Below are 22586 nucleotides of genomic sequence, written 5' to 3' on the forward strand. Positions count from 1 at the left end.
TCGCCGGCATCGATAGCCGATATAGTTACGCTCAATGGCAGGCGCCTTCCTGTGTCAGACCAGCCGGGCTATGATGGGCGCCACTTTTATCGTTATAGCCTGCGAACACGGAGACTTCCCATGAGTGAATTCATCACCAACGTCAGCGATGCCAGCTTTGACCAGGACGTCATCCAGGCAGAAGGCCCGGTACTGGTCGATTACTGGGCTGAGTGGTGCGGCCCGTGCAAGATGATTGCACCGGTTCTGGACGAGATTTCCAAGGAATACCAGGGCAAGCTGAAGATCTGCAAACTGAACATCGACGAAAACCAGGACACCCCGCCGAAGTACGGCGTGCGTGGCATCCCGACTCTGATGCTGTTCAAGAACGGCAGTGTCGAAGCTACCAAGGTCGGCGCCCTGTCGAAGTCGCAGCTGGCGGCTTTCATCGACGCCAACCTGTAAGCTCGTCCGAAAAGCCCCGTAGACAACGGGGCTTTTTTCTGGCTAAAGGCTAGACGCATTCGTAAAGCCGATGTTACATTCGGGTCCGTTGCTTTTCCTAAGTGACCCCCTGCACGCCGCTGCCGACGCATTCCTAATCGAACATTCGACAATAAAGCGGGCGCCTGTCGCCTATCTGCGCTGCGGCCTCTCAAGCTCAATGCTTACCATCCCCTCCTTATACGATTACGTCATTCCTATATGAATCTGACTGAACTCAAGCAAAAGCCGATTACCGAACTGCTCGAATTGGCCGAACAGATGGGCATAGAAAATATGGCCCGTTCGCGCAAGCAGGACGTGATTTTCTCCCTGCTGAAAAAGCACGCGAAAAGCGGCGAGGAAATCTCCGGTGATGGCGTGCTGGAGATTCTCCAGGACGGCTTCGGTTTCCTCCGCTCTGCAGACGCTTCCTATCTCGCCGGCCCAGACGATATCTACGTCTCGCCGAGCCAGATCCGTCGCTTCAACTTGCGCACCGGTGACACCATCGTTGGCAAGATCCGCCCTCCGAAGGAAGGCGAGCGTTATTTCGCTCTGCTCAAGGTCGACACGATCAACTTCGATCGTCCCGAGAACGCGAAAAACAAGATTCTGTTCGAAAACCTGACCCCGCTGTTCCCCAACAAGCGCCTGACCATGGAAGCCGGCAACGGCTCCACCGAGGACATCACCGGCCGTGTGATCGACCTCTGCGCGCCGATTGGCAAGGGCCAGCGTGGCTTGATCGTCGCACCGCCGAAAGCCGGTAAGACCATCATGCTGCAGAACATCGCCGCGAACATTGCGCGTAACAATCCCGAGTGCCACCTGATCGTTCTGCTGATCGACGAGCGCCCGGAAGAAGTGACCGAAATGCAGCGCACCGTGCGTGGTGAAGTGGTCGCGTCGACCTTCGACGAGCCGCCGACCCGCCACGTCCAGGTCGCCGAGATGGTGATCGAGAAGGCCAAGCGCCTGGTCGAGCACAAGAAGGATGTGGTCATCCTGCTCGACTCCATCACCCGTCTGGCACGTGCCTACAACACCGTGATCCCGAGCTCCGGCAAGGTGCTGACCGGTGGTGTCGATGCCCACGCTCTCGAGAAGCCGAAGCGCTTCTTCGGTGCCGCGCGTAACATCGAAGAAGGCGGCTCGCTGACCATCATCGCTACCGCGCTGGTCGAAACCGGCTCGAAGATGGACGAAGTGATCTACGAAGAATTCAAGGGTACCGGCAACATGGAACTGCCCCTGGACCGTCGTATCGCCGAGAAGCGCGTGTTCCCGGCCATCAACATCAACCGCGCCGGCACCCGTCGCGAAGAGTTGCTGACCGCCGAAGACGAGCTGCAGCGCATGTGGATTCTGCGCAAGCTGCTGCACCCGATGGACGAGATCGCCGCCATCGAGTTCCTGATCGACAAGCTAAAAGCGACCAAGACCAACGACGAGTTCTTCATGTCCATGAAGCGCAAGTAACGTCTGGTGGCATGACAAAGCCGGGGAAACCCGGCTTTTGTCTGTCTGTAGTATCGCTATTCTTCTGCAATACCGACTTCGGCGCTAAACTTTGCGCCCCGAATCGAGAGGCTCCAGCATGCAGTATCGCGACCTGCGCGACTTTATCCGCGGCCTGGAACAGCGCGGCGAGCTCAAGCGCATTCAGGCGCCGGTGTCGCCAATCCTGGAAATGACCGAGATTTGCGACCGTACCCTGCGCAAGGGCGGCCCGGCATTGCTGTTCGAGAACCCCACTGGCCATAACGTGCCGGTACTCGGCAACCTGTTTGGCACGCCGAAGCGCGTGGCGCTGGGGATGGGCGCGGAAGAGGTGTCGGAGCTGCGCGAGATCGGCAAGCTGCTGGCGTTCCTCAAGGAACCCGAGCCGCCGAAGGGGCTCAAGGATGCCTGGAGCAAGCTGCCGATCTTCAAGAAGGTCATCAGCATGGCGCCCAAGGTGCTCAAGGATGCGCCCTGCCACGAGGTGATCGAAGAAGGCGACGACGTCGACCTTTCCAAGCTGCCGATCCAGCATTGCTGGCCGGGTGACGTGGCGCCGCTGATCACCTGGGGGCTGACGATCACCAAAGGGCCGAACAAGGAGCGCCAGAACCTCGGCATCTACCGCCAGCAGGTCATCGGCCGCAACAAGGTGATCATGCGCTGGCTCAGCCACCGTGGCGGTGCGCTGGATTATCGCGAGTGGTGCGAGAAGCATCCAGGCAAGCCTTATCCAGTCTGTGTGGCCCTGGGTGCTGACCCAGCGACCATTCTCGGCGCCGTGACGCCGGTGCCGGACACCCTGTCCGAATACGCCTTCGCAGGCCTGCTGCGTGGCCACCGTACCGAGCTGGTCAAGGCCATCGGCAGTGATCTGCAGGTGCCGGCCAGTGCCGAAATCGTCCTCGAAGGCGTTATCCATCCGGGCGAGACCGCGCCAGAGGGACCGTACGGCGATCACACCGGCTACTACAACGAGGTCGACACCTTCCCGGTGTTCACCATCGAGCGCATCACCCGGCGTCGCGATCCGATCTACCACTCGACCTACACCGGCCGGCCGCCGGATGAGCCGGCGATTCTCGGCGTGGCGCTGAACGAAGTGTTCGTGCCGATTCTGCAGAAGCAGTTTCCCGAAATCACCGATTTCTATCTGCCGCCGGAGGGTTGTTCCTACCGCATGGCGGTGGTGACCATGAAGAAGCAGTACCCCGGCCATGCCAAGCGCGTAATGCTCGGTGTGTGGTCGTTCCTGCGACAGTTCATGTACACCAAGTTCGTTATCGTCACCGACGACGACATCAACGCCCGGGACTGGAACGACGTGATCTGGGCCATTACCACGCGCATGGACCCCAAGCGCGACACGGTGATGATCGAGAACACGCCGATCGACTACCTGGATTTCGCTTCGCCGATCTCCGGTCTGGGTTCGAAGATGGGCCTCGATGCGACCCACAAGTGGCCGGGCGAGACCAATCGCGAGTGGGGGCGGGCGATCGTCAAGGACGAGGCGGTCACGCGCCGGGTCGATGAAATCTGGAGCCAGTTGGGAATCGATTGATGAAGGTCACCCTGCAACCCTCCGGCGCGGTGCTCGATGTCGACGTCGGCGAACGCATCCTCGATGCCGCTCGACGCCTCGGCTACACCTGTCCGCAAAGCTGTCGCAATGGTAATTGCCATGTCTGCGTGGCGCTGCTGGTGGAAGGGCGCGTGCGTCAGGACGGCGCCGAGCTCGATCACGGCGAGTTGTACACCTGTATCGCCGAACCCCTGGAAGACTGCGTGCTGCACTGGGATGGCGTGCTCGCGCCTGGTGAGCTCGCGGTGCGCAGCCTGGGCTGCCAGGTGCTGGCATGCATCGACGCGGGCGGCGACGTCTGGCGCGTGCGCCTGCGAGCACCGGCCGGCAAGCCGCCGCGCTACCACGCCGGCCAGTACCTGCTGATCGAGCGTCAGGACGGCGAGAAATCGGCCTTTTCCCTGGCGTCGGCGCCTCAGGAAGGTCGTGATCTGGAGCTGCATATCCTGGGCCGCGAAGCGAGTGCCCTGAACCTCTTGCAGCAACTGCGCGAGCAGGGTGTGGCACGGGTGCAATTGCCGTTCGGCGACGCCCACCTGGCTGAATTGCCGGACGGGCCGCTGGTGCTGATCGCCGCAGGCACCGGCATGGCACAGATGCACAGCCTCATCGAGGAGTGCCGCTCGCGCGGCTTCGAGCACCCGGTGCACCTTTACTGGGGCGCGCGGCGGCCGGAGGATTTCTACAGCTTGCCGCACTGGGAGGAATGGCAGGCACTGCCCAATCTGTTCCTGCACCAGGTGGTCAGCGATCAGTGTGGCTGGGCTGGGCGTTGCGGCCTGCTGCACGAAGCGATACGCGAGGATTTCGACGACCTTGGCGCATTGCATGTCTATGCCAGCGGCTCGCCGAACATGGTCTATGCCACGCTGGATGCGCTGGTCGAAGCGGGCATGGACGCCCACCAGATGCGCGCGGACGTATTCGCCTACGCCCCACGCTAATCTTGCGCTTGCCGGGTAGCCGGGCGTAGAGCGCAGCGAAACCCAGGTAGCGACTTTCTTCGCGGCATGGAAACAGGCTCGAAGAACGCTCCCCGCACATCGCTGCGCTCGGTGACGGGCTGCGGTCAGGCGTCGTAGGCCGGGTAGGGCGCAGCGACCCGCAAGGCGGTTCGCCGCCACGCTACCGATCAGAACGCCAGCGACGTCTGCACGTACAGGGTACGTGGCTGGCCGAGGTACTTGCCGCTGTTGTTGTCGTCGAACGAGCGGGTGTAGTACTCACGAGCGAAGACGTTCCTGACCCCCGCCGCGACCGTCAGGTCGGACAGCTGCGGGCCGAAATCGTAAGCGCCGCGCAGCCCCCAGACCATGTAGCCGGGAATCTCGCCGTTGTTGCCTGCCGCGTTTTCCGCTTTGGTATTGGCGTTGTCGGCGAACTGGCTGCTCTGGTAGCTGCCATCCACGCCCCACTGCCACGGGCCGGTTTCATAGCGAGCCCCCACCACGCCCTTGTGCCGCGACGAGAAGGGCACCTGATTGCCCTTGTTGTCGCCGTTCTCGCGAATCTCGGCGTCGACGAAGGTGTAGGTGGCGTACACCGACAGGCCGCTGAGTGCAGGGTTCAGCGCCTCGAGCGCGTAATTGAGGCTGCTTTCCACGCCACGGTGACGGGTCTCGCCGCGTGCGGTGACGTCGTTGGTCTGCTGATTGCTCTCGTACTGGTTGTCGAAGTTGATCAGGAAGGCGCCGATCTCCGCCTGCAGCAGGCCATCGTCATAGCGGGTGCCGAGTTCCCAGGTACGGGCTTTCTCCGGCTCGACGTCGCCGCTGGCCAGCGCCTTGCCCATCTGGCTGTACTGCACGGCGCCGAACGAGCCTTCGGTATTGGCGTACAGGTTGACTCGATCATTGACCCGGTACAGCACGTTCAGCGCCGGCAAGGCGGTGTTGTAGCGGCCGGCGGCACGGGTGCCGTTGAGCTTGTTGTCCTGGCGAGAGGCGATCTTCTCGTAGCGCACGCCAGGGGTGATGGTCCAGTTGCCGATATCGATACGGTCATCGATATACACCGCACTGGCTTCGGTTTCGCCGCGGCTGTTGCGGTCTCGCAAGCTGGCGGTGCTGGGCAGTACGCCGGTGCTGGTCGGATTGCGGAAGCGCTGCTCGTGGCTTTCTTCGCTGACATAGCGGTAACCCACGCCCACTTCATGGTGCAGGGTGCCCGTGTCGAAGGCTTGGGAGTAGCGGGTCTCGATGCCGCGCACCCAGTACTCGCGTGGCGACAGGGAGAGGAAGTTGCCTTGCTCGAGGAAACCGCTGCGCAGGGTCTTGGTAAAGAAACTGGTCACGCTGAGTTCGCGATCGGCGTCCGGTGTGTAGGCGTAGCTGGCGCTGGCCAGGGTGCGGCGGCCCCAGAAACTGTCGTAGGTGCGGGTGGACTGGTACGGATCGGCATCGAAAGCCGCGGTGCTGAGGCCCCCCGGCATGTCGGCCTGCCCTTCGTAGTACTGACCCATTGCCGAGAAGGTGTGTACATCGTCGGCGCTGTACTTGCCCTTGAGGATCAGGTCGTCGATCTGCGTATCGCTGTGCTGGCGCCAGTCGCTGCCGCGGGTACCCGAGTAGAGCAGCGCGCCACCCAGGCCATTGTCGTTGGTGCCGCCGATCAGCAGATTGCCGGTCTTCTTGAAGCCATCCTGGCTGCTGGAAGGGCTGACTTCGGTCTGCAGGCCGCCTTTGATGGTCGGCTGGTCAGGGATGGCGCGGGTCACGAAGTTGACGATACCGCCGACGTTCTGCGGGCCATAACGCACCGCGCCGCCGCCACGCACCACATCGATGGCATCCATGTTGCCCAGGGAGATCGGGGCCAGGGATAGCTGTGGCTGGCCATAAGGGGCGAAGGGCACCGGGATGCCATCCATCAGTACCGTGGAGCGCGAGGCCAGACGCGGATTGAGACCGCGGATACCGAAATTGAGCGCCAGGTCGTGGCTGCCGGTGCCATTGTTTTCCGGCGCATTGACGCCGGGAATGCGGTTGAGCACTTCCCGGGCGCTGCTGGCCCCCACCTGCTCGAAGGTTTCGCGGCGGATCACGTCGCGAGCGCCCGGGTGGTTGTACACATCGAGCGCATCGGCGCTGCCGAGCCAGTCACCCACCACGCTGGAGGCCTGCAACTGCAGCGGTTCGCCATGTGCAGCGCTGCGCAAGGTATGCAGGCGGTAACCGCCGTCAGCGTCCCGCTCGGTGCTCAGATCGCTACCCTGCAGCAGCCGGGCGAAGCCTTCATCGACTCCGTAGCTGCCCTTCAGGCCCGCGCTGCTCTTGTCGGCGGTCAGGGCGGGGTCGAAGGACAGCAGCACGCCACTCTGCGCGGCGAAGCGCGACAGGGCTGCACCCAGCGGGCCGGCGGGCACGTCATAGCTGCGGGTTGCCGTGCTGGTCGCGGGGTTTTCAGCGGCCACGGCCAGGTTGATCGGAAGTGTGCCCAGGGCGCCAAGGGTCAGGCCGATGGCGAGGGTGAGCGGGTGACGGCTGGGAAAGGACGTGAGCGAGACCATGTTGCCCTCCAATGGGTTGTGTATTGAAGGGCCAGTCGAGAATCGAAAAGGTACAGGCCGTGCAGAGGATTTTTTTCAGCGCGGCTCGATATGCACCCAGTAGCGGGTGAAGCGGCGGATGCGCACCGGCAGGTTGGCGGTCAGGGAATCGAGAGCGCGGTCACTGTCGTTCAGGGGGAATGCGCCGGATATGCGCAGGTCGGCCACCGCCGCCGCGCAAGTCACTCTGCCGCGGCGCTGGCGCTCGAAGGCACTGGCGAATTCGCTTAGCGGCATGTCATCGGCAATCAGCATGCCGTGCAGCCAGGCGAGCAGGTCATCGCTGGCAGGCATCGGCGTGTCGCTGCCGGCACGGTACAGGCGCGACACCTGTCCGCTGTCGAGCTGGCGCCGGCTGCTCGGGGCGGCGCTGGGGGTGAGCTCTACGCGGCCACTGAATACCGCGACCCGTGAATGCCCGGCTTGTTGGCTGACGGAGAAGCGCGTGCCGATGGGGCGGACGCTGCCTTCGGCGGTGATCACCCGCAGCGGACGGGGATCGCGACCGGTTTCCAGCAGCAGTTCGCCATCGAGCAGATGCAGGATGCGTTCTGCCTGGCTGAACTCGACGCGAACGGCACTGCTGCTGTTGAGGTTCAGCAGACTGCCGTCGGCCAGGCGCCATTCACCCTGCTCGGCCAGGCCGGTCTGATAGTCGGCAGTCCAACGCTGCCAGGGTTGCTCACGCAGGGCGAACCAGCCGCTGCCGGCAACGCCCATCAGCAGTGCCAGGTGCTTTATCGCGCGGCGACGGCCGATACCCGCCGGTGCATTCAGCGTGGCTCTGGCCAGATCGGCCGGCAGCCCCTTGAAGTGGCCGCCGACGCCATTGGCGCAGGCCCAGGCGCGGGCATTCTCGGGCGACGCTTCGAGCCACAGCCGCCAGTGCTGGTGATCCTGTTCGCTGGCATCGCCGGCATGCAGGGTGACGAACCAGTGTGCAGCCTGGTCGAGCGCGGTGTCGGACAACGGTTGATAGGGCGCTCGGGACTTCATGCTCAGAGGCCTGGCTGCATGCAGTGGCGGATGGCCTTGAACATGTACTGCTTCACCGAGCTGAGGGACACGCCCAGGTGCTCGGCGATCTGCGGGTAAGTGAGACCGTCGAGCTGCGACAACAGGAAGGCCTGGCGAACCCTGGCAGGCAGGCCGTCGAGCAGGGCATCGATTTCCAGCAGGGTTTCCAGCAGCAGGTAACGCGCCTCGGGGCCTGGCAGCAGGTCTTCGGGGAGATTCGCCAGGCTTTCCAGGTACGCCCGCTCCAGCGCCTTGCGACGCAGGTGGTTGACCATCAGGCCTTTGGCGACGGTGGCCAGGTAAGGGCGCGGTTCGCGGATATCGGCCAGATCCCGGCGGGCGAGAATGCGCAGGAAAGTATCATGGGCCAGGTCGGCCGCATCGAACGCGCAGCCCAGGCGCTGCTGCAGGCGCAGGCGCAACCAGCTGTGGTGCTCGCTGTAGAGGTGATGCGCAGCAGCAGGGCCGTCGTGCAGGCTGGACAAGGTCGACATGCGCGCAATATCCGCAGAAATAAAGCGCGCTTTATATAGCAATGGTTCTTATTTGCATAGCATGATCGCTTTGCGTCGATATCCTCAGCGCACCGTGACCACCAGTTTGCCGACTGCCTTGCGTTGCGCGAGAGCATCGATGGCCGCGCCGCCGTCGGCCAGCGGGTAGGTCTGCGAGACCAGTGGTTTCAGCTTGCCCTCGGCATGCCAGGTGAAAAGTTGCCCGAAGTTGGCGGCGTTGTCAGCTGGCTGACGTTGAGCGAAGGAGCCCCAGAATACACCGACCACTGCAGCGCCCTTGAGCAGCATCAGGTTCACCGGCAGTTCCGGGATGCGCCCGCTGGCGAAACCAACGACCAGCAGCCGGCCGTTCCAGGCGATGCTGCGCGCTGCCTGATCGAACAGGTCGCCGCCCACCGGATCGTAGATCACGTCGGCACCCTGGCCGTTGGTCAGGCGCTTCACTTCGTCCTTGAGGCTCTGCGTGCTGTAGTCGATCAGCTCGTCGGCGCCCGCCTGTCGGGCCACTTCCAGCTTGGCAGCGCTGCTCGCTGCGGCGATCACTCGGGCGCCCATGGCCTTGCCGATCTCCACCGCTGCCAGGCCAACGCCGCCGGAGGCACCGAGCACCAGCAGGGTTTCACCTGCCTGCAAGCCTGCGCGCTGCTTGAGTGCGTGCATGGAGGTGCCGTAGGTCATACCGAAGGCGGCGGCGCTGATGAAGTCCATGCTGTCGGGCATCGGCAGGACGTTGTAGGCCGGCACCGCGACCTGCTCGGCGAAACCGCCCCAGCCGGTCAGCGCCATGACCCGAGCACCGACCTGTAGATGGGTAACCTTGTCGCCAACCGCGCTGATCACGCCGGCCACTTCGCCGCCCGGCGCGAAGGGGAAGGGCGGCTTGAACTGGTATTTGCCTTCGATGATCAGCGTGTCGGGAAAATTCGCACCGGCGGCCTGAATATCGATCAGCACTTCGTTGGCCTTGGGGCGTGGACTCTCGAGGTCTTCCAAAACCAGGGTTTCGGCGGTGCCGAAGGCTTTGCATAGCAGCGCTTTCATCGCAGTCCACTCTTTCATCGATTGGCTCTGCAGTTTAGGTAGGCCGCTGCGCGGGTCAACGAGCATGGCTCGACCTGATGGCTGGGTATAAGCGTTGGGATCCATCGCAGGCGTTGCTATGCTTGCGGGCAACCCAATGGAGATCGTCCTGTGAAAACCTTCATCACGTTTCTGCTTGCCTGCGCGCTGTCGATCCCGGCTTTCGCCAATGAGGAAAAGAAGGAAGGAGAAGGCGAGGGCGCTGCACCGCAGGTGATTTACCACAGCCTGACGCCCGCGTTGGTGGGTAACTTCGGTGCCGGGCCGAAGCTCAAGTACTACAAGGCCGATGTGGCGCTACGTGTTACTGGCGCTGATGCCGAAGCCAAGGTTACCCATCATGAACCGTTGATTCGCAATCAACTGGTGATGCTGTTCTCTCAGCAGACCGAGGAAAGCCTGGCCACGCCGGACGCCAAGGAGAAGCTCCGCCAGGAAGCCCTCAAGCAGGTGCAGCAGGTGCTCAGCGACGAAGAAGGCCAGCCACTGGTCGAGGATCTGCTGTTCAACAATCTGATTCTGCAGGGCTGATCAACGCAGCAGCAGGATCGCCGTCCACTGCGCCTCGGTAACCGGCATCACCGACAGGCGGCTTCCTTTCTGTACCAGCGCCAGTTCCTGCAGCGCGCTCTGAGCCTTCAGCTCCGCCAGTGGGATAACGTGCGCGAAGGCCTCGACGAATGCCACGTCGATGGCTGTCCAGGGGTTCTTCTCCGCGCTCGCCTTGGCATCGAAGTAATGGCTTTTGGCGTCCAGCGCGGCGGGATCCTCATAGGGCTCGCTTTCGATGCGGGCGATTCCGGCTACCCCTGGCTGCGGGCAGCTCGAGTGATAGAACAGGAACTGATCGCCCTCCTGCATGCTGCGAATGAAGTTGCGCGCCTGGTAGTTGCGCACGCCGTCCCAGCGCGTTTTGCCCAGGCGCTGCAGGTCGTGGATCGAGAGTTCGTCAGGTTCGGATTTCATCAGCCAATAGGGCATGAACTTTGCTCTTGAGTCGGGCAGCGAGCGCATGCCTTTCGGCTGCGCTCTGCTGCGATGGAAATGATTGTCGAACTATAGGTCGTTACGTTCCGGTGCTCGATCCGGACAGGAGTTGTTGTATGCGGCGCAAGCCTGATCTGTTGCTGGTATTGGTGGTGGTGTTCGGGCTGGGCATGGTGATGACCGGCTATGCGCAAAGCCAGTGGCAGCAAGCTAGTACCAACCTGTATCGGTGACCGTGGCGTCCAGCGGTATGTCCCAGCTGGCCATGGGCAGGCGATCGACTTGCTGACAGCCGTGGGCCAGCCCAAGCAAGGTCGGTTTGTGCCAATTTTTGCGCCTTGCACGATAGGCCAGGCTGCGGTCGTAGAAGCCGCCGCCCATGCCCAATCGCCCGCCATGGCGATCGAAGCCGACCAGCGGCAGCAGAACCAGATCCAGTGCCCAGACCTTGCGTTGGCGCATGCTGTCGCGTTGCGGCTCGGGGATGCCGAAGCGGTTGGCTGCCAGCTTTTCGCGCGCATCGATACGCTGAAACACCATGCTGGTGCGCGGCCAGGATTTCAGGACGGGCAGGTACACCTGCTTGCCGCGGGCGTGGGCTGCCGCGATCAGCAGGCAGGGGTCGATTTCACCGTCGTTGCTCAGGTACAACGCAACATGGCGGGCTCGGCGAAACAGCGGGTGATGCGCCAGCTGTCGATACAGCGCCCGGGCGGCACGTCGCTGGGCCGCAGGCTTCAGCTCGCGACGTCGCTGGCGCAGCTTGCGCCGCAGTTGGGCGCGGGTGAGGTCTTTGGCGTCGATCATGGGCAGGCCTGTAGAGTCGCTGGCGCGCAATCGCAGGCAATAAAAAGCCCACTGCCGGCGTGAGCCAGCAGCGGGCTACAAATTGAGACTCCCCAGCATGCCGCTGTCGGTTTAGCCCTTGAACCCGAAAGTTCAAGGTGGAGGTTGCAGGAAACCTTAAGGCTTTCCGTCGAGCGGACATGCACACCGGCCTCAACTGACAACCCCCGGGGTTGTGCGTATCGGCTCAGGGACACCACCGACTGGCGCACACTCCAGGGAGCGGTGGCCAGTATAACGCAAAGTGGCGACCGTTGGTCAGACGCCACGGCCATCTGCATCATCGCGCAGTGCATCGTCCACGCGGCCCAGCAGATCACGCACATGATCACGGCTGGTAGAAACCTGCTGATCCAGATTCTGTTGTTTGTGCAGCAGGTCGTGAGTGATGTTCAGTGCGGCCATCACGGCGACACGGTCTGCACCGATCACTTTGCCGGCGCTGCGAATCTCACGCATCTTGCCGTCCAGGTAGCGGGCGGCACTCTGCAGGTTGCTACGCTCATCTGCTGGGCAGGCGATGCAATATTCTTTGTCCAGGATCTGGACGGTAACGGTATTCGATTGGGTCATGAGTCCTGCTCCAGGGCTTTGAGGCGCGAAATCATCGATTCGACCTTGTGCCGAGCCATTTCGTTCTTTTCGATCAGATGAGCGCGTTCTTCACGCCACGCCTGCTCGCTTTCCAGCAAGAGGCGGTTGTGTGCCTTGAGTCGCTCGACACGCTGGATCAGCAACTCCAGCTTGGCCGTCAGGGCTTGTAGATCGGCGTCTTCCATTGGCTCTCGCTTTGGCAGGGTTGTTCGCAGTGTATAGGCGCGCTGGCAGGTGGGTGCAAACCCGCTGATGGTCTTGGCGCGTCTGCCGGTGCTACGATACAAAGCCTACATTCTAGTGATTGCGCCTCTTGGCGCCTAGTGATCGATGCCGACTTCCAGTTCTCCCTACGCTGCATTCGCCACCCTGCTCGCCAGTGGCGGCACCTCCGTTTCTCCCGCTGAACTGCACGGCCTGCTGCTGGGCCGCAGTTGCGCTGGTGCCGGCTTCGAAGCCGGTCCCTGGCTGGTTGACGCCAATGAGCTGCTCGGCAGCGAGCCGCCGGAGAACGTTCGCCAGGCGTTGATCGGTCTGCAGGAGATGGTACGCGGCGAATTGACCGGTGACGATGTCACCGTCGTTCTGTTGCTGCCTTCTGACGACGCCCCACTGGCCGAACGCGCCGCCGCTCTGGGCCAGTGGTGCCAGGGCTTCCTCGGTGGTTTCGGCCTCACTTCCGGCGACGCGGCGCTGAGCGCCGAAGCCATGGAAGTGCTGCAGGATTTGTCCGCTATCGCCCAGGTGCAGAATGCCCTGGATGAGTCCGAGGACGGCGAGAACGATTACATGGAGGTCACCGAATACCTGCGTGTGGCGCCGCTGCTGCTGTTCGCCGAGTGCAACAAGCCGGCTGCCCCAGCGCCGAAACCGTCGCTGCACTGATCCTGCCCCTCATTCGACCGATCGGAACCTAGCGTGCCCATGACCAGCATCTCCAAAGCGGAATACGCCCGTCGACGCAAGGCGCTCATGGCGCAGATGGAACCCAACAGCATCGCCATTCTGCCGGCGGCACCCGTGTTCATCCGCAACCGCGATGTCGAACATATCTATCGTCAGGACAGTGATTTCCAGTACCTGTCCGGGTTCCCCGAGCCCGAGGCGGTGATCGCGTTGATCCCCGGCCGCGAGCACGGCGAATACGTGCTGTTCTGCCGAGAGCGTGATCCCGAGCGTGAACTGTGGGATGGCTTGCGCGCTGGTCAGGAAGGCGCCATCAGCCGTTACGGTGCGGACGATGCCTTTCCCATCGGCGATATCGACGACATCCTGCCGGGGCTGATCGAAGGTCGTGAGCGTGTCTATTACGCCGTGGGTACCAACCCGGAATTCGATCGTCATCTGATGGAGTGGGTCAACGTGATCCGCTCCAAGGCCCGCCAGGGCGCCACGCCACCGAAAGAGTTCGTCGCCCTCAATCATTTCCTCCACGACCTGCGTCTGTACAAGTCGGCCGGGGAGGTGAAGGTGATGCGCGAAGCGGCGCAAATTTCCGCACGCGCCCATATCAAGGCCATGCAGGCAAGCCGCGCCGGGCTTTACGAATACCATCTGGAAGCAGAGCTGGATTACGAGTTCCGCAAGGGCGGTTCGAAGATGCCGGCCTACGGCTCCATCGTCGCAGCGGGCAAGAACGCCTGCATTCTGCATTACCGTGAGAACGACGCGGTGCTGAAGGACGGTGACGTGGTGCTGATCGACGCCGGCTGCGAGATCGACTGCTATGCCAGCGACATCACTCGTACCTTTCCGGTCAGCGGTACCTTCACGCCCGAGCAGAAGGCCATTTACGAGATCGTGCTGGCGGCCAACATGGAAGCCTTCAAGCACATCGCGCCGGGTCGCCACTGGAACGAGGCCCATGAGGCCACGGTTCGGGTGATCACCGCTGGTCTGGTCGAGTTGGGCCTGCTCAAGGGCAATGTCGACGAGCTGATCGCCGCGGAAGCCTACAAGCCGTTCTACATGCACCGTGCCGGCCACTGGCTGGGCATGGACGTGCATGACGTCGGCGAGTACAAGGTCGGCGGCGAGTGGCGTGTGCTCGAAGTGGGCATGGCCATGACCGTCGAGCCGGGCATCTACATCGCCGTGGACAATCAGAACGTGGCCAAGAAATGGCGCGGCATCGGTGTGCGCATCGAGGACGACGTCGTGGTGACCAAGACCGGTTGCGAGATTCTCACCGGCGATGTCCCCAAGACCGTCGACGAGATCGAGGCACTGATGGCCGCCGCTCGCGCGCAGGTGGCCTGAGGCCATGCTGCGGGTCGACCTGGCGATCATCGGCGGTGGTCTGGTCGGTGCCAGCCTGGCGCTGGCGCTGCAGGGCGAGGCGCGCACGCGTGGCTGGAAAATCGCTTTGATCGAGCCTTTTGCTCCCGGCGAAGGCTACCAACCGAGCTACGATGCCCGCTCCACGGCACTGTCCTACGGCTCGCGGCTGATCTACGAAGGTCTTGGCTTGTGGCCAGCGATCGCCGAGCACGCCACTCCCATCGAGCAGATACACGTATCGGATCGCGGGCGCTTCGCCGCTGCGCGGCTGAGTGCCGAGGAGGAAGGCGTCCCTGCCCTGGGTTACGTGGTGGAAAACGCCTGGCTCGGCCATTGCCTGTGGCAGGCGCTCGACGCCGAAGTGATCCAGTGGCGCTGCCCGGCCCAGGTCGAGCGGATGGACGCGCTGCCGGATGGCTATCGCCTGACCCTCGATGATGAAAGTCTGATCGACTGCTCCCTGGCGGTGCTCGCCGATGGCGGACGCTCTTCGCTGCGTGAACAGTTGGGCATCACGGTGAACCAACGGCCTTATGACCAGACTGCGGTGATCGCCAATATCACGCCTTCGCGCCCACACGCAGGCCAAGCCTTCGAACGCTTCACCGAGTCCGGACCACTGGCGTTGCTGCCGCTTTCGGACAATCGCTGTGCACTGGTATGGACGCACCCGAGCGGTGATGTCGAGCGGCTGCTCAAGCTGGACGAGCGCGCGTTTCTCGCCGAGCTGCAGGAGGCCTTCGGTTACCGCCTCGGTGCTTTGCGCCAGGTCGGCGCGCGGCTGCCTTACCCGCTGGTGCTGGTCGAGGCGGCCGAGCAGGTACGGGCCAATCTGGTGGTGCTGGGCAATGCCGCGCACAGCCTGCACCCGATTGCCGGGCAGGGCTTCAACCTGTCGCTGCGTGACGTTCGTGCCCTGGCCGATACCGTGCAGGCGGGCTCCGCGCCGCTTGGCGACCTGGCCACTCTGCAGCGCTATGCAGCCGTTCAGGCTGGCGATCAGGCCTTCACCGTCGGCTTCTCGGATCAGGTCACCCGGCTGTTCAGTACCGACCAGCCGCTGCTCGCCGCGGGCCGCAACCTCGGCCTGCTGGGGTTGGAATTGTTGCCGCCGGCCAAGCGCTGGTTCGCACGCCAGGCCATGGGCATAGGTACTCGCGGTACCCCGCAATGAGTGCCCGGCGGCTGGCGCGCAAGGCCCGCCTGCTGCGCTGGGTCATGAATTGCTACCCGCCCTACCTGGGGGCTGGCGTATGGATCCGGCGCATCGCAGCGGATTTTCGTCAGGTCGACGTGAAGATGCGTCTGGGTTGGTACAACCGCAACTATGTGGGTACCCAGTTCGGCGGCAGCCTGTATTCGATGACCGATCCGTTCTACATGTTGATGCTGATGGAGAACCTGGGGCGCGATTACGTGGTCTGGGACAAGGCCGCCAGCATCGACTTCATCGCGCCGGGCAGAGGCCCGGTATTCGCCTCGTTCGCCATCGACCAGGCCTTCGTCGACGAGGTGCGTCAGCACACCGCTGCGGGTGACAAGTACCTGCCCGAGTTGCAGGTGGAGGTCCGCGACGGTGATGGCACCCTGGTCGCTCGGGTACACAAGACTCTTTACGTGCGGCTCAAGCCGCGCCAGCGGCAGGCAGCCTGAGGAATGGACGACATGCGTGCAGATATGATCATCGTCGGTGCCGGAATGGTCGGCAGCGCCCTGGCGCTGGCCCTGCGCAAGCAGGGGCTGGATTGCCTGGTGCTGGACGGCGGGCCGCTGCAGGTCGAGCCGTTCGAGGGCAACGCTGCTTACGAGCCTCGGGTCAGTGCGCTGTCGATGGCCAGCCAGCGCATCCTCGAACGCCTTGGCGCCTGGCCCGGCGTGCTGGCGCGGCGCAGTTGCCCGTACAGCGAAATGCGCGTGTGGGATGGCAGCGGCACCGGCAGCATCCATTTCAGCGCTGCCAGCGTGCATGCCAATATGCTCGGCCATATCGTCGAGAATCGCGTGGTGCAGGACGCGTTGCTCGAGCGCCTGCATGCCAGCGATGTTCGTCTGCTCGCCGACGCGCGGCTGGAGCGCCTGCGCCACTCCGGTGACGACTGGCTGCTGACCTTGGCCGACGGCCGCGAATTGCGTACCTCGCTGGTGGTCGCGGCCGATGGCGCCAACTCTGCGGTACGTCGTCTGGCGGGTTGTGAAACCCGCGAGTGGGATTACCTGCACCACGCCATCGTCACCAGCGTGCGTTGTGCCGATGCGCATCAGGCCACCGCCTGGCAGCGCTTCACCGACGACGGCCCGCTGGCCTTCCTGCCTTTGGGCGAGCGCGATGGCGAGCACTGGTGTTCGATCGTCTGGTCGACCACGCCGGAGCAAGCGAGCCACTTGATGGCGCTGGCTGACGATGAGTTTTCCACGGCCCTGGGGCAGGCGTTCGAATACCGCCTGGGCCAGGTACTGCAAGTGGATCGACGCCTGTGCATTCCGCTGCGTCAGCGCCACGCCAAGCGCTATGTCGAACCCGGCCTGGCGCTGATTGGCGATGCTGCCCACACCATCCACCCGCTGGCCGGCCAGGGCGTCAACCTCGGCTTTCTCGACGCCGCGGTGCTCGCCGAGGTGCTGGCGCAGGCAGCCGGGCGTGGTGAGCGGCTTGCCGACGAGCGCGTGCTGAGCCGCTACGAGCGCCGCCGCATGCCGCACAACCTGGCGATGATGGCGGCGATGGAGAGTTTTCAGCGGCTGTTCCAGAGCGACTCACTGACGCTGCGCTTGCTGCGCAACACCGGCTTGGGGCTGGTCGATGGCCTGGACGAGGCCAAGGCGCTGTTCGTGCGCCAGGCGCTGGGCTTGAGCGGCGATCTGCCGGATCTGGCCAGGGCCCGCTAGGCGCTATACCGGGTGTTCGGCCTTGCGTCATACCTGTGGCTGGAAGACAATGCGATGCATTATCATCTCTATCCCTGGTGCTGCCATGTCCGGCCCGGATCATTCCGCGTTGCATCTTCTCTACAGCGAACACAGCGGCTGGCTCAAGGGCTGGCTGCGGGCACGCCTGGGCAATGCCAGCGATGCCGCCGACCTGGCTCAGGACACCTTTGTGCGGGTGCTCAGCGCCCGCGACGTGCAGGCCATCCGCGAGCCGCGTACTTACCTGAGCGCCATCGCCCGCGCGCTGATGATCGACAAGTTTCGCCGCCAGGCCGTCGAGCAGGCCTATCTCGATGTACTGGCGCTGCGTCCCGAGCCCATGGACATCTCGCCGGAGACCCGTCTGCTGATCCTCGAAACCCTCACTGCGGTCGATGCCATGCTCGACGGTCTTGGTGAGCGCACACGGCGCATTTTCCTGGCGGTGCAACTGGAAGGACTCAGTTATGTGGCTACCGGCGAGCGCCTCGGCGTGTCGGTGACCACGGTGAAGAAGCACATGATCCGCGCCATGACCCACTGCCTGTTGCTGATGGAAGACTGAGCCATGGATCGCCAGACCCTGGAAGCGGCCGCCACCTGGTATGTGCAGCTGAATGCCACGCCACCGAGCGAGGCCGAGCGTCTGGCGCATCGCGAGTGGCTCGCGCAGCACCCCGGGCACCGCCAGGCCTGGGCACGGGTGGAGCGCCTGCAGCATCAGCTCGGCGGCCTGCCTGCGGATGTGGCGCTGCCCGCGCTGGACGGTGTGCGGGCGCGGCGACGGGCGGTGCTGAAGACCCTGGGCCTGCTGCTCGCCTCCGGGGCCGCAGGCTGGGCGTCCTTCGACCTGGCGCCGACTCAGGACTGGCTTGCCGATCAGCGCACGGCCACTGGCGAGCGTCGTCACCTGCAACTGAGCGATGGCAGCGTGCTGGATCTGAATACCGCGACAGCGGTGGATATCCGTTTCGACGCCAGCCTGCGACAACTGCAGTTGCATCGCGGCGAGATACTCGTGCGTACCGCTGCCGATCCGGCCGGACGGCCTTTCGTGGTGCATACCGCGCAGGGCAGTGTACGGGCGTTGGGTACCTGTTTCAGCGTGCGCTGCGAGGGCGACAGCACTCAGGTTGCGGTGCTGGAAGATGAGGTCGAAGTGCGTGCGGCCCGGCAACCTGGTCGGGCAGTGCATATCGGCGCCAATCAGCGAGTCGCTGTGGAGGCCGCTGCGGTCGGCACGCCCAGCGCATTGCCGCCGGGAGCAGGTGCCTGGGCGCAGGGCATGCTGACGGTGATCGACTGGCGCCTGGATGCCTTCGTCGCCGAACTGGGGCGCTACCGTCCCGGCTATCTCAGCTGTGCCGACGCGGTGGCAGACTTGCGCCTCTCTGGTGCTTTCCGGATCGACGACACGGACATCATTCTGGAAAACCTGGGCGCCTCGCTGCCGATTCGAGTGCGTTACCTGAGTCGTTACTGGGCGCGAATCGAGGCTGCCTGATCGGGCCTGCAAAAAAAACAGCCATCCGGGGTTGCCGATTTTCATTCTCATTCGGCCAAGCACATGAAGCGGTTTTGCATCGCCGCGGATCTGCCCAGCCCATGACAAGGAAATGACCATGCCCCGCTTTCTCTCGCCAGCCAAGCCGATGGCCCGCGCCGTTCACCTGGCCCTGTTCGGTCTGGCCGGTGCGCCGATACCCATGCTCTGCGCCTTGCCGAGCCACGCCCTGGCGCAGGAGGCAGGGGTGCAGAGCTACCGTATTGCGCCTGGCTCGCTGGGTACCGCGCTGAGCCAGTTCGCAACGGTCGCCGGGGTGACGCTTTCATTCGCTGCCGTGCAGACCGAAGGGCTCGACTCACCGGGCCTGCAGGGCGATTACGGCGTCGACGAAGGACTCTCGCGTCTGTTGCAGGGCAGCGGTTTGCAGGCTCAGCGCCAGGGCAACGGCAGTTATGTGCTGGTACCTGCCAGTCGGGGCCAAGGAGTTGAGCTCTCTGCGTTGAGCATTTCCGGCAAGGCGCCGGGTTCGACCACCGAGGGCACGGGCTCCTACACCACGGAATCGTCCAGCAGCTCGACGCGCCTGAACCTGTCACTCAAGGAGACGCCACAATCGGTCACCGTGCTGACCCGCCAGCGTATGGATGACCAGAACCTCGACAGCCTGACCGATGCCCTGGATGCCACTGCCGGCATCACCGTGATTCGCGAAAGTCTGGGGGCCGACAGCACCACCTATCTGTCGCGCGGCTTCGCCATTCGCAACTTCGCCATCGACGGTGTACCGACCTCGGCGGGCATGGACAACTACACCCAAAACACCGCCATGTACGACCGTGTGGAGGTGGTGCGTGGTGCCACGGGCCTGGTCAGCGGCCTGGGCAACCCGTCCGCGACCATCAACCTGATTCGCAAACGCCCGGGCATCGAGCCCAAGGTGCAGTTGTCGGCCGAAGCCGGTAGCTGGGATCGTTATGGCCTGGGTGTGGATGTCGGTGGCGCATTGACCGAGAGCGGCAACGTGCGCGGGCGTTTCGTCGTCGATCACAAGGATCAGCACGCCTGGATCGACCGCTTCAGCCAGGAGGTGAGTACCGTCTACGGCATCACCGAGTTGGATCTGAGCGAATCCACCCTGCTGACCCTGGGCTTCAGCCACCAAACGACCAACAGCAACGCGCCGATGCGCACCGGCTTTCCGCTGTTCACCACCAGCGGCGAAAGAACCGACATCAAGCGCTCGTTCAACAGCTCGCCTGACTGGACGTACTACGATCGCCAGCAGAGCACGTTGTTCACCTCCGTCGAGCAGCAGTTCGCCAATGGCTGGAGCGGCAAGGTGGAGTACAGCCACGCGCGCAACGATTACGACACCGTGGTCAGCTACATGGATGGCCTGATCGATCCGGCCACCGGCTCGGGTGCCTACATCATGCCGACCCGCTGGCAGGCGACGCCCGAGCAGGACAATCTCGACGCCTATCTGACCGGCTTCTTCCCGCTGCTGGGGCGCGAGCACGAGCTTATCGGCGGGGTGACCCTGTCGCGTCTCGAGGAGCGGGGAACGTCCAACTACGGAGGCTGGCAACGCCCGGGCTCCAGTTATGCCGGCAGCATCGACAACATCTATGGCTGGAACGGCCAGGCGCCGAAACCGGTGTTCAACAAGATCGGCGAGAGCGATTTGACCGAAACCCAGTATGCCGCCTACCTGACGTCGCGCTGGCACCTGACCGATGCAGCCAGCCTGATCCTCGGCGCGCGCGTGGTGGACTGGAATCGCGAGAGCAAAAGCCGCTTGTATGGTGGCGCCACCAGCAAGACGGAGCGTACCGAAACCGGCATCGTCATTCCCTACGCGGGCTTCGTCTACGACCTCGATGACACCTGGACGGCCTACGCCAGCTACACGCAGATCTTCAACCCGCAGAACGCCAACATCCGCGACGTCAACGGCACGCCTCTGGATCCTCAGGAAGGCACTGGCTACGAGCTCGGGCTGAAGGCCGACTTCTACGACGGCCGCCTCAACGGCAGCCTGGCGGTGTTCCGCGTCGAGCAGGACAACCTTGCGGTGGCCAACGGCAGCCTGCTGCAGCCCAGTGGCTTCCAGGCCTACAAGGCGGAAAACGGCACGACCAGCGAGGGTGTGGAGCTGGAGGTCAATGGTGAACTCGCCGACGGTTGGCAGCTCACGGGGGGCTACTCCTACAGCGTCAGTTTCAATGACGACGACAAGCGGATCGTCACCGAGATCCCGCGCAACAGCGTCAAGCTGTTCACCAGCTATCGGCTGCCGGGCGCCCTGGACAAGCTCACCGTTGGTGGTGGTGTGAATTGGCAGAGCGAGAGTGGCTACGACCTCAGCTATGCGACCACGCAGAGCAGCTACGCGCTGGTCAACTTCATGGCGAAGTACCAGCTCACGCCGGCGTTGTCGGCATCGGTGAACCTCAACAACCTGTTCGACAAGGAGTACCTCACCACCACGGCAGCAGGCTTGTATGGCGCACCGCGCAATGTCATGACCAGCCTGCAATACAACTACTGATGCGTTATCGGGTGCTCACGGGGACGTGGGCACTCGACGTTCGGCGACGGCGGTAATATCCGGCAATGACCTGGCAGTGTGCGGCGTAGATGAGAGTCACTATCATCACCGCTCTTTCAGCTTCCATAAGGTTCTTGCCATGTCGGTACGCCGTGCGCTTCTCGCTGTTTTCACCCTCAGTACGCTCGCCAGCGCTGTGCAGGCGGCCGATGAAGTGGTCGTCTACTCCTCGCGTATCGATGAGCTGATCAAGCCGGTGTTCGATGCCTACACCGCCAAGACCGGGGTCGCGGTGAAGTTCATCACCGACAAGGAAGCGCCGCTGATGGAGCGTATCAAGGCCGAAGGCGAGAACACGCCGGCGGATCTGCTGCTCACCGTGGATGCCGGCAACCTCTGGCAGGCCGAACAGATGGGCATTCTGCAGCCCATGAAATCCAGCGTCGTCGACGCCAACATTCCCGCTCAGTATCGCGCCGCCAGTGGTGCGTGGACTGGCCTGTCGCTGCGCGCACGGACCATCGTGTTCTCGCCCGAGCGCGTCAAGGATGGCGAGCTGACCACCTACGAAGCGCTGGCCGACAAGAACTGGGAAGGTCGCCTGTGCCTGCGCACCAGCAAGAAGGTCTACAACCAGTCGCTCACCGCCACGCTGATCGAGACCCATGGCGAGGCCAAGACCGAAGAGATCGTCAAGGGTTGGATCAACAACCTGGCCACCGACGTGTTTCCCGATGACAACTCGGTGATCAATGCCGTTGCCGCTGGCCAGTGCGATGTTGGCATCGTCAATACCTACTACTTCGGTCGCCTGCACGAGCAGAAGCCTGATCTCAAGGCCAAGCTGTTCTGGCCGAATCAGCAGGACCGCGGTGTGCACGTCAACCTGTCCGGTGTCGGCCTGACCAAGAATGCGCCGAACCCTGAGGCCGCTCAAAAGCTGGTCGAGTGGATGACCAGTGCCGAGGCGCAGAACATCTTCGCCGACGCCAACAAGGAGTTTCCGGCCAATCCAGCGGTCAAGCCATCCGCGGAAGTCGCCTCCTGGGGCGAGTTCAAGGCCGACAGCATTGCCGTGGAAGTGGCAGGCAAGCGCCAGGCCGAAGCCATCCGCCTGATGGACCGCGCTGGCTGGAACTGATGACTGACCGCTGTGCCTGAGCGAGCCGTCGACCCGCTCCTCAGGCATCCGTAATTCGACG

General features: G+C 63.4%; 22 protein-coding genes and 1 other RNA gene. 14 read left to right on the top strand and 9 right to left on the bottom strand.

Annotated features, from left to right (window positions below; genetic code table 11):
• Positions 1 to 120 precede the first annotated feature (120 nt).
• The 4 genes from trxA to QRN22_RS07560 all read left to right on the top strand — a co-directional run bounded on the left by trxA (position 121) and on the right by QRN22_RS07560 (position 4497).
• On the top strand, positions 121 to 447 hold the full coding sequence (trxA, locus tag QRN22_RS07545; protein ID WP_042552299.1) for a thioredoxin TrxA: 327 nt from the start codon (positions 121 to 123) through the stop codon (positions 445 to 447).
• Positions 448 to 687: 240 nt separating this feature from the next.
• Positions 688 to 1947, top strand: a complete 1260-nt coding sequence (rho, locus tag QRN22_RS07550; protein ID WP_042552300.1) for a transcription termination factor Rho — start codon at positions 688 to 690, stop codon at positions 1945 to 1947.
• A 118-nt stretch (positions 1948 to 2065) separates the two neighbouring features.
• Complete coding sequence (gene ubiD, locus QRN22_RS07555) at positions 2066 to 3532, top strand: 4-hydroxy-3-polyprenylbenzoate decarboxylase (RefSeq protein ID WP_042552301.1); 1467 nt, start codon at positions 2066 to 2068, stop codon at positions 3530 to 3532.
• Positions 3532 to 4497 carry a CDP-6-deoxy-delta-3,4-glucoseen reductase gene (locus tag QRN22_RS07560; RefSeq protein ID WP_042552302.1) on the top strand — a complete coding sequence of 322 codons (966 nt, stop codon included), beginning with the start codon at positions 3532 to 3534 and terminating at the stop codon, positions 4495 to 4497. Before ubiD ends, QRN22_RS07560 begins: the two co-directional genes overlap by 1 nt.
• A gap of 188 nt (positions 4498 to 4685) precedes the next feature.
• Here QRN22_RS07560 and fecA read toward each other — a convergent pair whose 3' ends face one another.
• The 4 genes from fecA to QRN22_RS07580 all read right to left on the bottom strand — a co-directional run bounded on the left by fecA (position 4686) and on the right by QRN22_RS07580 (position 9673).
• The gene (gene fecA, locus QRN22_RS07565; protein ID WP_042552303.1) at positions 4686 to 7061 is read right to left on the bottom strand and encodes a TonB-dependent Fe(3+) dicitrate receptor FecA; all 2376 of its coding nucleotides are present in this window, start codon (positions 7059 to 7061) and stop codon (positions 4686 to 4688) included.
• Positions 7062 to 7136: 75 nt separating this feature from the next.
• A complete protein-coding gene (locus QRN22_RS07570) occupies positions 7137 to 8096 on the bottom strand; it encodes a FecR domain-containing protein (RefSeq protein WP_082045713.1) in 960 nt (319 codons plus the stop codon).
• A gap of 2 nt (positions 8097 to 8098) precedes the next feature.
• Positions 8099 to 8611, bottom strand: a complete 513-nt coding sequence (locus QRN22_RS07575; protein WP_042552305.1) for a sigma-70 family RNA polymerase sigma factor — start codon at positions 8609 to 8611, stop codon at positions 8099 to 8101.
• An 84-nt stretch (positions 8612 to 8695) separates the two neighbouring features.
• Entirely contained in the window at positions 8696 to 9673 is a 978-nt protein-coding gene (locus tag QRN22_RS07580; RefSeq protein WP_042552306.1) for an NADPH:quinone oxidoreductase family protein, read from the bottom strand.
• 150 nt (positions 9674 to 9823) lie between these two features.
• Here QRN22_RS07580 and QRN22_RS07585 point away from each other — a divergent pair, with 150 nt between their 5' ends.
• Positions 9824 to 10243: a flagellar basal body-associated protein FliL gene (locus tag QRN22_RS07585; protein ID WP_042552307.1), complete on the top strand. Its 420-nt coding sequence runs from the start codon at positions 9824 to 9826 to the stop codon at positions 10241 to 10243.
• On the opposite strand, the gene QRN22_RS07590 is transcribed toward QRN22_RS07585, so the two are convergent.
• The 5 genes from QRN22_RS07590 to QRN22_RS07610 all read right to left on the bottom strand — a co-directional run bounded on the left by QRN22_RS07590 (position 10244) and on the right by QRN22_RS07610 (position 12324).
• Positions 10244 to 10693, bottom strand: coding sequence for an EVE domain-containing protein (locus QRN22_RS07590; protein WP_042552308.1), 450 nt, complete (start codon positions 10691 to 10693; stop codon positions 10244 to 10246). It abuts the gene before it with no gap.
• A 216-nt stretch (positions 10694 to 10909) separates the two neighbouring features.
• On the bottom strand, positions 10910 to 11506 hold the full coding sequence (locus QRN22_RS07595; protein WP_042552309.1) for a 5-formyltetrahydrofolate cyclo-ligase: 597 nt from the start codon (positions 11504 to 11506) through the stop codon (positions 10910 to 10912).
• An 85-nt stretch (positions 11507 to 11591) separates the two neighbouring features.
• A non-coding RNA gene (gene ssrS, locus QRN22_RS07600) (6S RNA) lies at positions 11592 to 11770 on the bottom strand.
• Positions 11771 to 11803: 33 nt separating this feature from the next.
• A complete protein-coding gene (locus QRN22_RS07605; protein ID WP_042552310.1) occupies positions 11804 to 12118 on the bottom strand; it encodes a cell division protein ZapA in 315 nt (104 codons plus the stop codon).
• Positions 12115 to 12324 carry a TIGR02449 family protein gene (locus QRN22_RS07610; protein WP_042552311.1) on the bottom strand — a complete coding sequence of 70 codons (210 nt, stop codon included), beginning with the start codon at positions 12322 to 12324 and terminating at the stop codon, positions 12115 to 12117. The genes QRN22_RS07605 and QRN22_RS07610 overlap by 4 nt, the downstream gene beginning before the upstream one ends.
• Positions 12325 to 12469: 145 nt before the next feature.
• Here QRN22_RS07610 and QRN22_RS07615 point away from each other — a divergent pair, with 145 nt between their 5' ends.
• The 9 genes from QRN22_RS07615 to QRN22_RS07655 all read left to right on the top strand — a co-directional run bounded on the left by QRN22_RS07615 (position 12470) and on the right by QRN22_RS07655 (position 22525).
• Positions 12470 to 13024, top strand: coding sequence for a YecA/YgfB family protein (locus tag QRN22_RS07615; RefSeq protein WP_042552312.1), 555 nt, complete (start codon positions 12470 to 12472; stop codon positions 13022 to 13024).
• 39 nt (positions 13025 to 13063) lie between these two features.
• Entirely contained in the window at positions 13064 to 14398 is a 1335-nt protein-coding gene (gene pepP / locus QRN22_RS07620; protein ID WP_042552313.1) for a Xaa-Pro aminopeptidase, read from the top strand.
• A 4-nt stretch (positions 14399 to 14402) separates the two neighbouring features.
• Positions 14403 to 15593: a 2-octaprenyl-6-methoxyphenyl hydroxylase gene (gene ubiH / locus QRN22_RS07625; protein WP_042552314.1), complete on the top strand. Its 1191-nt coding sequence runs from the start codon at positions 14403 to 14405 to the stop codon at positions 15591 to 15593.
• Positions 15590 to 16072 (top strand): DUF4442 domain-containing protein, encoded by a 483-nt coding sequence (locus tag QRN22_RS07630; protein ID WP_042552315.1) that lies wholly within the window; start codon positions 15590 to 15592, stop codon positions 16070 to 16072. Before ubiH ends, QRN22_RS07630 begins: the two co-directional genes overlap by 4 nt.
• Before the next feature lie 12 nt (positions 16073 to 16084).
• The gene (locus QRN22_RS07635) at positions 16085 to 17305 is read left to right on the top strand and encodes a 2-octaprenyl-3-methyl-6-methoxy-1,4-benzoquinol hydroxylase (protein ID WP_042552338.1); all 1221 of its coding nucleotides are present in this window, start codon (positions 16085 to 16087) and stop codon (positions 17303 to 17305) included.
• An 85-nt stretch (positions 17306 to 17390) separates the two neighbouring features.
• Positions 17391 to 17891, top strand: a complete 501-nt coding sequence (locus QRN22_RS07640; protein WP_042552316.1) for a sigma-70 family RNA polymerase sigma factor — start codon at positions 17391 to 17393, stop codon at positions 17889 to 17891.
• 3 nt (positions 17892 to 17894) lie between these two features.
• On the top strand, positions 17895 to 18830 hold the full coding sequence (locus tag QRN22_RS07645) for a FecR domain-containing protein (RefSeq protein WP_042552317.1): 936 nt from the start codon (positions 17895 to 17897) through the stop codon (positions 18828 to 18830).
• Positions 18831 to 18948: 118 nt separating this feature from the next.
• Positions 18949 to 21384, top strand: coding sequence for a TonB-dependent siderophore receptor (locus QRN22_RS07650; protein ID WP_052493750.1), 2436 nt, complete (start codon positions 18949 to 18951; stop codon positions 21382 to 21384).
• 139 nt (positions 21385 to 21523) lie between these two features.
• Positions 21524 to 22525: an extracellular solute-binding protein gene (locus QRN22_RS07655; RefSeq protein WP_042552318.1), complete on the top strand. Its 1002-nt coding sequence runs from the start codon at positions 21524 to 21526 to the stop codon at positions 22523 to 22525.
• The last annotated feature ends 61 nt before the right edge of the window (positions 22526 to 22586 follow it).

This window comes from Pseudomonas sp. MEJ086 (genome assembly GCF_030209025.1).
GTDB lineage: Bacteria > Pseudomonadota > Gammaproteobacteria > Pseudomonadales > Pseudomonadaceae > Aquipseudomonas > Aquipseudomonas fulva_A.

What these genes read in the sequence shown, in the direction of transcription:
- QRN22_RS07635 (WP_042552338.1), top strand. Translation starts at nt 16,085, where the DNA reads ATGCGTGCAGATATGATCATCGTCGGTGCCGGAATGGTCGGCAGCGCC.
- trxA (WP_042552299.1), top strand. Translation starts at nt 121, where the DNA reads ATGAGTGAATTCATCACCAACGTCAGCGATGCCAGCTTTGACCAGGAC.
- QRN22_RS07610 (WP_042552311.1), bottom strand. Translation starts at nt 12,324, where the DNA reads ATGGAAGACGCCGATCTACAAGCCCTGACGGCCAAGCTGGAGTTGCTG.
- QRN22_RS07560 (WP_042552302.1), top strand. Translation starts at nt 3,532, where the DNA reads ATGAAGGTCACCCTGCAACCCTCCGGCGCGGTGCTCGATGTCGACGTC.
- QRN22_RS07615 (WP_042552312.1), top strand. Translation starts at nt 12,470, where the DNA reads ATGCCGACTTCCAGTTCTCCCTACGCTGCATTCGCCACCCTGCTCGCC.
- QRN22_RS07575 (WP_042552305.1), bottom strand. Translation starts at nt 8,611, where the DNA reads ATGTCGACCTTGTCCAGCCTGCACGACGGCCCTGCTGCTGCGCATCAC.
- QRN22_RS07650 (WP_052493750.1), top strand. Translation starts at nt 18,949, where the DNA reads ATGCCCCGCTTTCTCTCGCCAGCCAAGCCGATGGCCCGCGCCGTTCAC.
- QRN22_RS07655 (WP_042552318.1), top strand. Translation starts at nt 21,524, where the DNA reads ATGTCGGTACGCCGTGCGCTTCTCGCTGTTTTCACCCTCAGTACGCTC.
- QRN22_RS07580 (WP_042552306.1), bottom strand. Translation starts at nt 9,673, where the DNA reads ATGAAAGCGCTGCTATGCAAAGCCTTCGGCACCGCCGAAACCCTGGTT.
- QRN22_RS07605 (WP_042552310.1), bottom strand. Translation starts at nt 12,118, where the DNA reads ATGACCCAATCGAATACCGTTACCGTCCAGATCCTGGACAAAGAATAT.
- pepP (WP_042552313.1), top strand. Translation starts at nt 13,064, where the DNA reads ATGACCAGCATCTCCAAAGCGGAATACGCCCGTCGACGCAAGGCGCTC.
- QRN22_RS07640 (WP_042552316.1), top strand. Translation starts at nt 17,391, where the DNA reads ATGTCCGGCCCGGATCATTCCGCGTTGCATCTTCTCTACAGCGAACAC.
- QRN22_RS07630 (WP_042552315.1), top strand. Translation starts at nt 15,590, where the DNA reads ATGAGTGCCCGGCGGCTGGCGCGCAAGGCCCGCCTGCTGCGCTGGGTC.
- QRN22_RS07595 (WP_042552309.1), bottom strand. Translation starts at nt 11,506, where the DNA reads ATGATCGACGCCAAAGACCTCACCCGCGCCCAACTGCGGCGCAAGCTG.
- rho (WP_042552300.1), top strand. Translation starts at nt 688, where the DNA reads ATGAATCTGACTGAACTCAAGCAAAAGCCGATTACCGAACTGCTCGAA.
- QRN22_RS07570 (WP_082045713.1), bottom strand. Translation starts at nt 8,096, where the DNA reads ATGAAGTCCCGAGCGCCCTATCAACCGTTGTCCGACACCGCGCTCGAC.
- ubiD (WP_042552301.1), top strand. Translation starts at nt 2,066, where the DNA reads ATGCAGTATCGCGACCTGCGCGACTTTATCCGCGGCCTGGAACAGCGC.
- fecA (WP_042552303.1), bottom strand. Translation starts at nt 7,061, where the DNA reads ATGGTCTCGCTCACGTCCTTTCCCAGCCGTCACCCGCTCACCCTCGCC.
- ubiH (WP_042552314.1), top strand. Translation starts at nt 14,403, where the DNA reads ATGCTGCGGGTCGACCTGGCGATCATCGGCGGTGGTCTGGTCGGTGCC.
- QRN22_RS07645 (WP_042552317.1), top strand. Translation starts at nt 17,895, where the DNA reads ATGGATCGCCAGACCCTGGAAGCGGCCGCCACCTGGTATGTGCAGCTG.
- QRN22_RS07590 (WP_042552308.1), bottom strand. Translation starts at nt 10,693, where the DNA reads ATGCCCTATTGGCTGATGAAATCCGAACCTGACGAACTCTCGATCCAC.